Source organism: Ochrobactrum sp. XJ1, from assembly GCF_024701725.1.
Classification (GTDB): domain Bacteria; phylum Pseudomonadota; class Alphaproteobacteria; order Rhizobiales; family Rhizobiaceae; genus Brucella; species Brucella anthropi.
Genome location: NZ_VDGD01000005.1, coordinates 247201 through 260788, shown reverse-complemented (window position 1 = coordinate 260788; position 13588 = coordinate 247201). Strand labels below are relative to the sequence as shown.

Genomic DNA, 13588 nt, shown 5'->3' with positions numbered 1-13588 from the left:
ATCTTTCCGGTCGCGCGACCGATCAGAAAGATTGTGTTTGAAACTTCTCATTCAGCTTGCGCAGCACTTCCATGGCAATGTCGACCGCATCGGAATCGAAATCACCAAGGAAAATGGCGCGAAGACGGGCAGCAGACTTTTCCACCTTGGCGGCAAGGGCGCGACCGTCCTCTGTCAGTTGAATGAGCTTGACGCGACGATCAGCATCGTCGGCAACCCGCTGGATCAGGCCATCCTTCTCCAACTCGTCGACAACCCGGACAATCGTTGCTCCCTCGATACCGACCCGTTCGGCCAGCACACCTTGGGGAATACGATCTCCGTGCCGCAACAGGATCATCAGCGGTATGGCTTTCGCGTCGGAAAGACCATGTTCCGCCATCGCTGCATCGAAAGCTTTCCGCCATCCTCTGGCGGTGCTTGCAAGAAGCGGTGCGAATTCGACCCAAGTTTGTTTCATCACATCAATTCCATTCAAATAGATAGCTTCATACCTATATGGATACAATCTAATTAAATGCAACTGCCATGATGTTTCCCATCAATTGTTTGTGTAGGAATGCTAATTAATTGTCTCTTGATGCATTACCAAAGCGCTTGACCGCCGCCCCTGCCCTCTGCCATCGATGCTGTCATGCGCGCAAACTACAAAATGCAGAGACTATACGTTGAAAACGACCTCGACGACGGCGACCAGATTGAGGTCGCCCCGCAGGCCGCACATTATCTCACCCACGTCCTTCGCTTGAAGGATGGCGATGAAATTCTCGCCTTCAATGGACGCCACGGCGAATGGAAATCACGGCTGAAGCCGGAGGGTAAAAAGCGTCTGTTCCTCATGCCCTTCGAACAGACGCGCCCGCAGCCTTTAGCGAGTGATCTTGTTTATTGCTTCGCCCCTCTGAAACAGGGGCGGCTGGACTATATGGTCCAGAAAGCTGTCGAGATGGGCGCAGGTATACTGCAACCTGTCATCACACAGCACACGCAGGTACCAAAGCTGGGGGCCGATCGCATCAAGGCCAATGCGATAGAAGCTGCGGAACAGTGCGGCGTACTTTCCATACCGGAATGTTGTGAGGCCATTTGCTTTGACCGCTTCATTGAGCAGTGGGACAAATCCCGACATTTGATCTTCTGCGATGAAGGGTACGAATCGGACGATCCGTTGACCATCTTGCAGAAAATGGCGCCCGGCCCTGTCGCGTTGTTGATTGGTCCCGAAGGTGGCTTCTCAGAAGACGAACGTCAAACGCTCCGAAATCTCCCCTTCGTGACAGCTATTCCGCTCGGCCCTCGAATCCTGCGTGCCGACACAGCTGCTGTCGCTGCGATGGCTCTGGTACAATCTGTGCTCGGAGACTGGCGGAATGCAGGATGACGTTCTCGAAATCTGACGTTCAATGGAATTGACTTGCGTGATTTGACAAATTTGTCCAATCACGCTGAAAAGCGAAAAATAGGCTAGGGATAGACTGCATGGCGCGCGATACAACTGACGAAACGGCACTGACGGGCGTTGAACAACTGGCGAACTATCTGGCTGGCGGATGCAAGCCCAAGGATGCCTGGCGTATCGGCACCGAGCATGAGAAATTTCCATTTTACACAACCGATAACAGTCCTGTTCCCTATGAGGGGCCGCGCGGTATCAAAGCCATACTCGAAGGCATGCAGGCCACGCTTGGTTGGGAGCCTATTATCGATGAAGGCAATATCATCGGCTTGGTAGAGCCAACCGGACAGGGCGCCATTTCGCTGGAACCCGGAGGCCAGTTTGAGCTTTCCGGGGCACCGCTTTCAACCATTCACCAGACGTGTCGTGAAGTGAATGCGCATCTGTCCCAGGTCCGCGAAATTGCCGAGCCTCTGGGCATCCAATTTTTAGGTGTTGGTGGCAGTCCAAAATGGACCTTGGCTGAAACACCTGTCATGCCGAAATCACGCTACAAGATCATGACCAACTATATGCCAAAAGTCGGGCATGAAGGTCTGGACATGATGTACCGCACGTCGACCATTCAGGTTAATCTCGACTTCAGCTCGGAACGCGACATGCGCCGCAAGATGCAGGTTTCGATGAAGCTGCAATCTGTGGCCACCGCACTTTTCGCCAGCTCCCCATTCACCGAAGGCAAGCCAAACCACCTTTTGTCGTGGCGCTCGAATATCTGGCGCGATACCGATAACCAGCGTTCGGGCGTGCTGCCGTTCGTCTTCTCGGAGAACTTCGGTTTCGCCGATTATGTCGAATGGGCGCTTGATATACCGATGTACTTCATCCTGCGCGACGGCCATTATCACGACTGTACGCATGTCACGTTCCGTCAGTTCATGAATGGTGCGCTGAACGGTGAAGTGAGCGACCCGGTTCCCAATATGGGCGACTGGACCAATCACCTTTCCACGCTTTTCCCCGAAGTCCGTCTGAAACGCTTCCTTGAGATGCGGGGAGCCGATGGAGGTCCGTGGCGCCGTATCTGTGCGCTTCCAGCCTACTGGGTCGGCCTGCTTTATGATGAAGAGGCTCTGACTGCTGCCGAGCTTCTCACCAAGGATTGGACTTACGAAGAGGTCCTTGCCCTTCGTAACGAGGTTCCCGCTAAAGCTTTGAACACGACATTCCGGGGCAAGCCGCTGGAACAGGTCGCTCGTGAGACTTTGAAAATCTCCCGGCTCGGTCTTTTGAACCGCAACAAGCTCAACAGCGAAGGCCATGACGAAACGCATTTCCTTGCACCGCTTGAAGAAATCGTAGCAGCAGGCGTCACGGATGCCGAGCGCATGCTGAAGGCATATAACAGCGTATGGGCAGGGTCGGTCGATCCAATCTTTCTCGAATATGCCTATTGAGCATTGAGCCGCAAAACACATCCAACAAAAAGGGCGCGGATACCGCGCCCTTTTTGTTTTAGTCAGCTTGTGACCTGCTGGCCTTTGCTCGGATCGGGTATCACGACAATCGTGCTGCCATCGCGTACATTATTGTAAAGATCAATCACATCTTGATTGAGCATGCGAATGCACCCCGACGACACGGCTTTACCGATGCTCCATGCTTCCGGCGATCCGTGAATGCGATAGAGCGTATCGCGCCCATCCTTGTGAATGTACATCGCTCGCGCACCCAGCGGATTCTTGATACCAGGGGGCATCCCGCCATTGGCGATGCTGTAAGGCTCCAGCGCAGGTTGACGTGCAACCATCTCATCCGGCGGCGTCCAGCGCGGCCATTGGCGCTTATAAGCGATCTTGGCGCGTCCGGCCCATGCAAAACCATCGCGCCCGACACCGATACCGTAGCGCATGGCCCGCCCATTGCCCAGTACATGGTAGAGATACTTGTTCGGCGTATCGACGATAACAGTGCCTCTGACTTCGTCCGTTGGATAATCCACTTCCTGCCGCCAGAATTTTGGATCAACCTTGCTCGTATCGACAGCCGGGATCGGGAACTGTTCTTCCGGCAGCGCCTGGTACATCAGCGGCACAGGTCGCGACGGTGCAGGTTCAGGCAGTTTTTTCACCGGTTGAGGTGGCTGTTGCGTCGTGGAAACACAGCCCGACAACGCAACCGCGCTTACACCTATAAGAAAGCCGCGACGGCTGAAAGCAGCCTTCGCAAAGCCATTTGTGAGGTCGTCCTGGGATTTTTTACGCGACATCCTAAATCTCTAACAATGACAGATGCGCGAGAAAAAGACGTCCAAGCTTAAGCCAGCCTTAAGGCCAAACAATCTCAGCAGAAAACGGAAAACACAGCGACTGACTGTTGCTAAAATAACGATCCCTGATTGCCAGAGCCGGGAGACTGAACCTTTTTTGTTTGTACAAGCTTTGCGGGCTCGCTCTCGTCCTCATCACCCGCAACGACTGCAACGTCACCATCGCGAAACCGAATAGACAATGCATCGCCAGCCGATACGGATCCAGCCTGCTTCACCGGTTTCCCTTCTTCATCGAAGACAACCGCAAAACCGCGCTCTAGAATGCTTTCATAAGAAAGCGTGCGCATAAGACGCTCCAGTTCCTGCCCGCGCCGTTTAGCTCGTTCAATGAGAAGACGGACGGCTTGATCGCGACGACGATCCAGCTGTTCTATTGCAACGCTCGTAAGTTTTGTTCGCCGCAGTATCGGCTCCGCCGAAAGGCGATTTGCCCGATGAATGAAAGCTGTTCTTCGTTCGCGCAGGAATGCCTCGAGCGCACGAGGCAGTCTTTGTCCAAGAGCGGAAACATCGCGCTGCAGTTCCGTAAACCGGCGTTGAAGGAGACGCGGCGATAACTGTCGCGCATGACCGTCAAAGTGGACCCGCTTCTTTTGCGTATTAACGAACAGAGCCCGCGTGAGGCGCGCAGCGGCTTCATCGAAACGCCGACGCGGTAAAGCCAGCAACTGGTCAGCCGACGGAAGAGCACGCGCTGCCGAACGATGTGCTTGTCGTTTCAGATCGATAAAGCGTGACATGGCCGACGAAAGTCGCGCGGATTGCCCCGCCAGCGCTGCCAGAAGATCTTCCTTTACAGGCACCGCCATTTCCGCCGCGCCTGTTGGCGTGGGAGCACGAATGTCGGCTGCAAGATCAATCAAAGTCCAGTCGGTTTCGTGGCCGACCGCAGAAATTACCGGTATATGCGATGCAGCAACGGCACGAACGACGATTTCGTCATTGAAGCCCCAAAGGTCTTCCAGACTGCCGCCACCCCGCGCAACGATCAGCACATCCGGCCTCGGAATATTCCCTTCGTCGGGCAAAGCGTTGAAACCGTCCACCGCGGCGGCCACTTCAGGTCCACTTGTCTCGCCCTGCACACGCACAGGCCAGACAATGACATGCAGCGGATAACGATCAGCAATGCGGTGGATGATATCACGAATGACCGCTCCGGTTGGAGATGTCACCACCCCGATCACACGCGGCATAAAGGGTAGAAGCTGCTTTACTGCTGGATCAAACAACCCTTCAGTAGCAAGCCGTCGCTTGCGTTCTTCCAGAAGCGCCATCAAGGCGCCAGCCCCGGCAGGCTCCATCTGTTCGATGACAATCTGGTATTTCGACGAGCCCGGATAGGTCGTGAGTTTGCCTGTAGCAATGACTTCCATCCCCTCTTCGGGACGGAAGCGGAGGCGGCTCATCGAACCGCGCCAGATGACGGCTTCAAGACGCGCGCGATCATCTTTCAATGCGAAATAGGCATGCCCCGACGAATGCGGACCTCTATAGCCGGAAATTTCGCCGCGCACGCGCACATGCCCGAACGTATCCTCAACCGTGCGCTTTAACGCGCCGGAAATCTCGGAAACGCTATACTCGGCAACATTAGACGATGCGCCGGTAAAACTCGAATCGGAACCCATGCTCATCCCATCATAGGCAACCAGGTGGCATGGCTGGTCAAGAAGCCATGCAGCGATTTACGATGTCGTCACCAGCCTGGCAGCAATTCGTTGGCTCGCACCCTCCTCGTACGAACCGCCGGAAACGGTGAAATTTCCGCCGAAGCCATCGCGCCGGGCTGCGGTGACGATATATTGTCTAGACTTTCAATAATATGCTGCGCAAGTGCGTCGACGACGGCATTCTGTTTTGTATGGCCGCGCATGATGCCAATACCGAACTCCGGCAGCATTCCAAACCCGTCTGCTTCACCAAGGACCCGCATACCGGGACGCAGTGCACATTCCGGAAGAACTGAGACCGCAAGGCCGGAGAGAACTGCCGCCGCCAGAACGGTCGCTGACCAGCTGGTAATGATGATACGATAATCGCGTCTGGCCGCTTCCAGTACATCAATGGCTGCATGTCGCCAGATACAGGTCGGGCGCCCGACAGCAAGCGGCAGGACAGCCTCTTCATGCACCGCATGATTGGCAGAAGTCACCCAAAGCAATGGCTCCGTTCGAACAACTTCCGAGCGACGTTTGTCATCGCACTGGGTGACAAGAGCAATATCCAGTGTTCCGCGGCGGATCATCTCGTCCAGATTGACGGTCGGTTCGCACACAACCGACAATTCGACGCGCGGGTTTGATCGCGCAAAACGCGCCATGATTTCCGGCAAAAACCGATCGGCATAATCGTCCGGCGTACCGATACGCACGTGGCCTTCCAGTTGAGTGTCATCAAACGCAGCGATGGTTTCACCATTGAGCTGCATCATGCGGCGTGCATAAAGCAGAAGCCGCTCGCCCTCTTCAGTAAGACGATTGATCCGTCCATCACGTTCAAATAACGGTTTACCAATACGCTCTTCCAGCCGGCGCATCTGCATGGAAACAGCGGATTGCGTCTTGAAAACAGCATCGGCTGCCCGCGTAAAACTGCCCGCATCCGCTATGGCTATGAAGGTTTGCAACTGATCGAGATCCAGAGGCGTGCTCATCGGCGTCATCCATCATTATTATTGAAGAATTACATTAAAAACATTCGTTGGAACAATCAATTCGATTGTTGGATAAAGCCGCCATCGTAAAGGAAAAGGAGCCGCGAAAGCGAATGACCCTGACGATAAGGATCACTTAGCCCCGCCAGATCAAAGGAGAGCGGACATGACAGCGACAAGCAAGATAACGACAACGCATTTACCTGCAATAAGCGGACAAACCTCCACGTTCGTGCAGATGGTAAAGACCGTATTTACGTCGATCATGCGTCGCTGGACGTTTTCCAATGGTCGACGGCAAGTGCTGAACCTGAGCAGCTTTGACGACCACATGCTGCGCGATATCGGACTTCGCCGTGAGGATATTTACACGGCAGCTCATTATCGCGGCACGGAAGACCCTACGCGGGTTCTGAGTGAGCTGGCAGACGCTCGGTTGCAGATCAAGGCTACACGCCTGATCTGCTGAACCAACATCTCTTCGGGTAAGTAAGGCGCAGCCTTTTTAAGCCCGCAGACAAATCATCTGGCAGGCGCCACCTTCACATACCGGGTCCCCTCCCGGTCAGCCTGCCTCTTGCCCGGCCGCTCCTCCGCTGGCCGGGCTTTTTTTATGCGCCGGCTTCCAGAAACCATTCCTCAGCGCATCAATTTGCAGCGACCCTATCGCATGAAATCAGCAATTGCTGGATAACTTAAATCGCTTTGATTTTTTTCGAAGAAAAGTATTGCGTTCGGTGTTTGAGTTCGCTAGATGGAAGCCGTCGCGGATGAGCTGATGCTTTACCGCGCTTGCAGGCCTCCAGATCGAAGGCATTTGCATATTCCTGCTGGGGAATAGTTTAAGGGTAGAACAGCGGACTCTGACTCCGCTAGTCTTGGTTCGAATCCAGGTTCCCCAGCCAATACTTTCTTCAATAAAATCAATGTTATAGACAGCAAGCTGGGACACTTCCTGGCTTTTTTCATGTCGCGTTTAGCGGCAATCAGCTTCCAGTACTTGGCTTAGATATCGTAACTCGCATCGAAAGTTCTCAGAACGGGACACGTACCGGATCGAACATTACAAAAAATTCAGGCTCCACTCTTGAACTTGGCAAAACCATACACATTTGAAGAAATGCAGCGCCGGGCCCCTCTGGTCATGGCTACCGCTATGGCGATGTCGGGGCTGCTCCACTTGTTCAAATGGAGATGGTCCGGCGATGGATTCGCTTATTGTAGCCCTTTCGGGCGATTTTCTTGGCACACCTGTATATTTCTGGGCGGCGTTTATCGTCGTCGTCGTTGGCTTGCTTGTCTTCGACCTCGGCATTCTCCATCGTGACGAACACGAGATCGAAGCCAAGGAAAGCCTCCTGCTTTATGGCTTTTATGTTCTGATCGCACTCGCCTTCGGTGGCTGGGTGTGGTGGCAGCGCGGAGCGGAATCCGGCCTGGAATTTTATACCGGCTATCTGATCGAACAGAGTCTTGCGATGGACAACATGTTTGTTATCGCAACGATCTTCGGCTTTCTTGGCATCCCTCGTCTTTACCAGCATCGTGTTTTGTTCTGGGGTATTCTCGGCGTTATCGCCTTCCGGGCAATCCTGATCGGACTTGGTGCAGCCCTTGTGCACGAGTTCAACTGGATTCTGTTCCTCTTTGGCGCGTTTCTCGTTTTCACCGGCTTCAAGATGTTCGGCCATCAGGACGAGACGCCCGACATCGAGCAGAACGCTGTCTTCAAGTTCCTTCGTCGCCGGTTCAATATCACCCGCGAATTGCATGGTCGCAACTTCACGGTTAAACAGCCACACCCTAAAACCGGCAAGATGGTCACCTGGTTGACCCCTTTGGCGGTCGCGCTCATCATGGTGGAAACTGTCGATCTGATCTTTGCAGTCGACTCTGTCCCCGCCGTCTTCGCAGTCACTCAGGACACGTTTATCGTCTACACTTCGAACATCTTTGCCGTTCTGGGCTTGCGCGCGCTCTATTTCGCGCTGGCTGCGGCGATGAACCGGTTCCGCTATCTACAGGTTTCGCTTGCTATCATTCTCGTGCTGATCGGCATCAAGATTTTCCTCGTACCGCTGGGCGTTCACATCAACACGCTGCTGTCGCTTGTCGTAACGCTGGCTATCCTCGCAAGCGGCGTGCTTTATTCGCTGTATAAAACCCGTAACGAACCGGACATGAGCGTCGAGGACCTCGCCAAGCAGCAACATACAGAGAACTGATTGAAAGCAGTTTTGATAACAAAGGGTCGGCCATATGTGCCGACCTTTTTCATCTGATCGCGGTGTAATTTATTGAATGCACTTTCTTCGCATACCGGGCCATATCGAGCCTAAAACACCACCCTTTTGGTGAAGCTGCATCTCAACTCACAGATGATATACTAAGCTTCAATGGGCGATCATTCGAGAGCAAGTCGCGGAAGGCGAAGTTGAACTCCTTATTGCTTGGCGCACTGGTATTCTTCATCCTGATATTGGCGACTATGCTTGGCATGTTCGCTCGATCGCGTTTGCCCGAGCATCATCTTAACTCTGAGTCCAAGGATGTCATACGCCTTGCCACCGCTGTTGTCGGAACACTTTCCGCTCTCGCTCTCGGACTTCTGATTGCTTCGGCAAAATCCGATTACGACAATGCGCAAGCCGAGATGAAGACATCGGCAGCCCGCATTGTTCTCCTGGACCGGATCATGGCCCGCTATGGTCCTGAAACGGAGCATCCACGTGCCGTACTCAAGCAAATAATCCAGAAACGTCTCGATCGGGCATGGAATGCTGAGCGAGCCGATGAGCTGTCCAATGGAGCTTTGCCGGAGTTCAAGGATATTGAGGATATTCAGGACAGTCTGCGCGCTTTGAACCCGAAGGACACCGCGCAAGGCTCTCTCCAAACACGCGCGCTTGAAGTCAGCAGCATGATTGCAGAAGGTCACTGGCAATTGGTGGAAACGACAGATGAAGGGCTGCCTGTCCCATTTCTCATCGTGCTGATTTCATGGCTGGCGCTTTTATTCGCAACTTTTGGCCTACAGGCCCCGCTAAACAGCACTGTCATACTGATAATAATCGTATGCTCATTGTCCGTTGCCGGCGCGATTTTCGTGATTTCGGATATGGCGAGCCCCTATGCCGGACTGATCCACATTTCCGAAACTCCGCTTCGCACTGCACTGGATCGTCTCGGCGCACCATAATGAATTGCATGCTCTACAACGCCACGAAGTGCTGCGGCGATACCTCTCGATATTCGCGCAAAGGCACAACGAAATCCGCGGGACGGATTGGGCTTTTGAGTTCTCCCGTTTCGCTTGAAAGCTTCACCCGGCGTCGGTCAGGATCAGGAACCGGAACAGCCGCCATCAGCTTGCGTGTGTAATCATGTTGAGGGTTCTCAAATACCGCCGATCTCGGTCCGATTTCTACGATCTCGCCCAGATACATGACGGCCACACGATGGCTTACACGCTCAACGACGGCCATATCGTGTGAGATGAACAGAAACGCCAGATCGAGACTTTGTTGAAGATCGAGCATGAGATTGATGACCTGCGCCTTGATCGAGACGTCGAGCGCCGACACACTCTCATCTGCCACGATGACTTTAGGTTTCAAGGCAAGCGCGCGGGCGATACAGATACGCTGCCTTTGCCCGCCAGAGAATTCATGCGGATAGCGCTTTGCCATATCAGGCGTGAGGCCAACTTTCTCCAGCATGTCTGCAACAACATCCTTCGCGTCCCGCACACTCCCCAGCCGGTGTTCAATGTAGGGTTCCGCGATCGCGGTACCCACTGTCATGCGCGGGTTCAACGATGCATAGGGATCCTGAAAGATCATCTGAACCGACCGTCGCATCTCGCGCATAGCCTGTTTGTCGAGGGACAGAATGTTTCGGCCTTCAACCAGAACTTCACCGGAATCCGGTTCGCTCAGCCGCATGATGGCACGGCCGGTCGTCGATTTCCCACACCCACTCTCGCCAACCAGCGAAAGGGTTTCGCCCTTGCGAAGATCGAAGGACACGTTTTCCACGGCATGAACACGCCCGCTCAGGCGAGACATAAAGCCCGAATAAATCTCGAAGCGCTTTGTAAGGCCTTTTACTTCCAACACGGGTACATCGATCTTGTCGACCGTATCCGCCACCTCGACTGGCGTTTCCGAAAGGCCAGTCGCATTGTCTACTATCGGAAACCGCAGAGGACGTTGATAGCCCTGCATTGAACCCAGTACAGGAACCGCCGACAAAAGTGCTCGCGTATAAGGATGCTGGCTCTGCCGGAAAATATCGGCAGTCTGCCCTGTCTCGACCTGCTTTCCCCGAAACATGACGACCGTACGATCCGATATTTCGGCCACCACGCCCATGTCATGCGTGATGAAAAGAACGGACGTGCCCTCTTCTTCCTGCAATGTCTTGATAAGATCGAGTATCTGCCCCTGAATGGTTACATCCAATGCCGTTGTCGGTTCGTCGGCGATCAGCAGTTTGGGTCTCGACGCCAGAGCCATCGCGATCATGACACGCTGACGCATACCGCCTGAAAAGCGATGCGGATATTCATCGAAGCGGGAAGCAGCCGACGGGATACGGACCTTTTCAAGCAAGCGGATCGTTTCAACACGCGCATCTGCCTTCGACATTTGCGAATGGCAGAGCAATGCTTCCGAGATCTGGTCTCCGATTGTGAAGAGCGGGTTGAGGCTGGTCATCGGCTCTTGAAAGATCATGGAGATTTCATTGCCGCGTATCCGGCGCATTTCCTCTTCCGGGAGCGTCAGAAGCTCCAGATCTCCCAACCTGATACTGCCTTCGGTGCGGCTCGTATCCTTCTGCAGAAGCCGCATGATCGACAGCGAGGTTACGCTCTTGCCCGAGCCGGATTCCCCGACGATTGCCACGGTTTCTCCGGGGTGGACATCGAAGGAAACGTCATCGACAACAGGCTTCCAGACACCATCGACCAGAAAAGAAGTGGTCAGTCCTTGAACGGATAGAACAGGTTCGTGTTTTCCAACCGTCGCTATTTTCTCAGACGTCATGATGTTCCTCCGCTTTACTCAGACTCTTCCGATTATCAATCCGGCCAACGCAGCAAACCGTCGAAACGATGTCTGCTTCGGTCCTCAAAAGGAGTGGCGATAATCTCATTAGACGCCCGGGCTTTATCGAGCTCCTCACCAAGACGCTGCGCAACAACGGTTTCCTGACCGGGATGAAGATTACAGGGATCGAGATAGAAATAGTTGTGCTCTACCTCATGGTCACGTGTGATGATCGGTGGGTTCCCTCGCGCAAGAGCGGTTACCAAATCCCAGGCCGTGATGTGGGCATCAGTAGCTGATACAATTACTCGCAGGCGGTCGAGCGGGTTGTTGGTCGGATCTGGTTCGATCAGAGCCGTGATACCGGGGCGACCATCCAGCGTCTTCTTCCACAGTTCCAGATATCCGGTTTCCCTCTCGCGAATTCCAGCATGGTCACGCTTTTCCCACGCTTCCAGCGCTGCCATGACGCCGTAAATGCTCTCTTTGCCGACTTTCATGCCTCGCCCGATGCCAAGATTCTGCAGGAAAGCATTACGGACAAGTTCCTTCCTGCCTGCAACGATGCCAGAGGTCGGGCCGCCCAGAAACTTGTGTCCCGAATAGATTGCGATATCTGCGCCCTTTTCCAGAAACAGCTTCAGGTCATATTCAGATGCAGCATCCACGATCACGGGCACGCCCTTGGCATGCGCGATCTCGACAAACTCGCTGAGATGGAGAAGGCCGTAGTCCACGACATGATGCGATACGACATAAACCGCCGCAGCCGTCTTCTCGGTAATCGCATTTTCCATGTGATAACGGTGGGTCGATGTTGCCTGTCCGATCAGGACGACTTTGCCTCCCGCGAGCCGGATTGCCTGATCGACCGGCGCGCCGTAGCTGACCACGTGACCGGTCTGCACCAGAACTTCGTTCTTTTCCGACGTGATATCCGGCAATCGTTCAATCGCTAGGAGGTTGTTGCCTGTCATAGCTCCGGCAACGGCAAGCGTAATGCCTGATGAGCAGGACGCAGTGACGAAGCCAGCTTCGCCACCTGTCAATCGTGCGATCACTTCGCTCGCCTTACGCTGCAGATCATTGACCTCGACGAATTGTGGCAGGATGGCCGCCATCGCCTCGACTGCCTCGGGCACAACGATGGATGCACCAAGTGATGTCATCGTACCGGAAACATTGATGACCGGTCGAAGCCCGATCTTGCGGCGAATATCATCGGTCATTTCATTTCTCCCATTTCTTTCACTGTCTCGGGCATAGACGAATATGCCATAATAATGTAATAACTTCTTGAGTTTCACATGGAGCACTTGAGTGAGCGCATCATCACCCACCGTCCCCGCCGAAACGTCCCCTGCGGACGACCTTGAAAACAAGTCGACACGCCGCTCGCGTGTGAGCGGCATAGACCGCGCACTGCAGGTGATTGATTATCTTTATGAAACCGGCGCTCCGGCTGGTCCCTATGCGATTGCAAAAGCGATCAGGGCGCCTTTGTCGACAGTCTATGTGACCATCGACGATCTGGTTGAAAAGAACATGCTTGCCCGCAACGTGGATGGTGCAATCTGGCTCGGCGCGCGGCTCTACCACTATGGTCTTGCCTATGCGCGATCGCTTGATTTCATGAGCGTCGCTACGCACGAGATGCATGATCTCTGCCGCGAAGCAAACGAAGCGGTGCAGCTTTGCGGCCGGGATGGCGATCATATGCTTGTTCTGGCCATGGCGGATGGACCAAGCCCGTTTCAGGTTGCCTCGCGAGTCGGCACAAGAGTGCCTTTGAACTGGACCGCGTCGGGTCGCCTTCTGGTCGGTCATTTGGTTGCGAATGAACGGATCGAGCTTTTCAAACGCTGCGCCCGGACTTCTCCAACCGGTCGGGCCGAAATCGACGCCACAAGTCTCTCGGAGGCTGCAGCGAAAGCCTTCGATGAGCGGCTCTCGATCCAGATTGCGGAATCCGACTATGCGGTGGCCTGTATTGCTTCCCCGATCTGCGACCGCGATGGACAATGCGTTGCGACCATTTCCATCGTGCTTCCCGAACAGAAGGTGCTTTCCGACGAAAGCCGCTACACCAGTCAGGTGCGTGCTTCGGCAGCGAAGATCGAAAAGCTGATGGGCTGGCGCAATCATTGACGCTG

Annotated in this window: 12 protein-coding genes and 1 tRNA gene; 7 read left to right on the top strand and 6 right to left on the bottom strand. The window is 54.2% G+C overall.

The features are described 5' to 3' along the window. Positions 1-22: 22 nt before the first annotated feature. Positions 23-460, bottom strand: coding sequence for a MarR family winged helix-turn-helix transcriptional regulator (locus FG152_RS10955; RefSeq protein WP_010660965.1), 438 nt, complete (start codon positions 458-460; stop codon positions 23-25). Positions 461-634: 174 nt separating this feature from the next. Here FG152_RS10955 and FG152_RS10950 point away from each other — a divergent pair, with 174 nt between their 5' ends. Together FG152_RS10950 and FG152_RS10945 are read left to right on the top strand one after the other, a co-directional pair. Next, complete coding sequence (locus FG152_RS10950) at positions 635-1381, top strand: 16S rRNA (uracil(1498)-N(3))-methyltransferase (protein ID WP_498986469.1); 747 nt, start codon at positions 635-637, stop codon at positions 1379-1381. 98 nt (positions 1382-1479) lie between these two features. Continuing rightward, entirely contained in the window at positions 1480-2853 is a 1374-nt protein-coding gene (locus FG152_RS10945) for a glutamate--cysteine ligase (protein WP_498986462.1), read from the top strand. A gap of 62 nt (positions 2854-2915) precedes the next feature. Here FG152_RS10945 and FG152_RS10940 read toward each other — a convergent pair whose 3' ends face one another. From FG152_RS10940 to FG152_RS10930, 3 genes are all read right to left on the bottom strand, one after another. Then, a complete protein-coding gene (locus tag FG152_RS10940; RefSeq protein ID WP_010660962.1) occupies positions 2916-3665 on the bottom strand; it encodes a L,D-transpeptidase in 750 nt (249 codons plus the stop codon). A 110-nt stretch (positions 3666-3775) separates the two neighbouring features. Continuing rightward, complete coding sequence (gene xseA / locus FG152_RS10935; protein WP_036578456.1) at positions 3776-5359, bottom strand: exodeoxyribonuclease VII large subunit; 1584 nt, start codon at positions 5357-5359, stop codon at positions 3776-3778. Between the two features lie 68 nt (positions 5360-5427). Further along, positions 5428-6384: a LysR substrate-binding domain-containing protein gene (locus FG152_RS10930; RefSeq protein WP_036578458.1), complete on the bottom strand. Its 957-nt coding sequence runs from the start codon at positions 6382-6384 to the stop codon at positions 5428-5430. A 166-nt stretch (positions 6385-6550) separates the two neighbouring features. Between FG152_RS10930 and FG152_RS10925 the strand changes: the two genes are divergently transcribed. The 4 genes from FG152_RS10925 to FG152_RS10910 all read left to right on the top strand — a co-directional run bounded on the left by FG152_RS10925 (position 6551) and on the right by FG152_RS10910 (position 9583). Continuing rightward, complete coding sequence (locus FG152_RS10925) at positions 6551-6853, top strand: DUF1127 domain-containing protein (protein ID WP_010660959.1); 303 nt, start codon at positions 6551-6553, stop codon at positions 6851-6853. Between the two features lie 362 nt (positions 6854-7215). Beyond that, positions 7216-7289 (top strand) — tRNA-Gln (locus tag FG152_RS10920). Between the two features lie 300 nt (positions 7290-7589). After that, positions 7590-8609: a TerC family protein gene (locus FG152_RS10915; protein ID WP_010660957.1), complete on the top strand. Its 1020-nt coding sequence runs from the start codon at positions 7590-7592 to the stop codon at positions 8607-8609. Between the two features lie 209 nt (positions 8610-8818). Next, positions 8819-9583 (top strand): bestrophin-like domain, encoded by a 765-nt coding sequence (locus FG152_RS10910; protein WP_036577535.1) that lies wholly within the window; start codon positions 8819-8821, stop codon positions 9581-9583. 13 nt (positions 9584-9596) lie between these two features. Here FG152_RS10910 and FG152_RS10905 read toward each other — a convergent pair whose 3' ends face one another. Both FG152_RS10905 and FG152_RS10900 read right to left on the bottom strand, forming a co-directional pair. Next, on the bottom strand, positions 9597-11432 hold the full coding sequence (locus FG152_RS10905) for an ABC transporter ATP-binding protein (protein ID WP_036577533.1): 1836 nt from the start codon (positions 11430-11432) through the stop codon (positions 9597-9599). Between the two features lie 35 nt (positions 11433-11467). Further along, the gene (locus FG152_RS10900) at positions 11468-12664 is read right to left on the bottom strand and encodes an aminotransferase class V-fold PLP-dependent enzyme (RefSeq protein ID WP_036577532.1); all 1197 of its coding nucleotides are present in this window, start codon (positions 12662-12664) and stop codon (positions 11468-11470) included. Between the two features lie 91 nt (positions 12665-12755). Here FG152_RS10900 and FG152_RS10895 point away from each other — a divergent pair, with 91 nt between their 5' ends. Next, on the top strand, positions 12756-13583 hold the full coding sequence (locus FG152_RS10895; protein WP_036577530.1) for an IclR family transcriptional regulator: 828 nt from the start codon (positions 12756-12758) through the stop codon (positions 13581-13583). Positions 13584-13588: the final 5 nt, after the last annotated feature.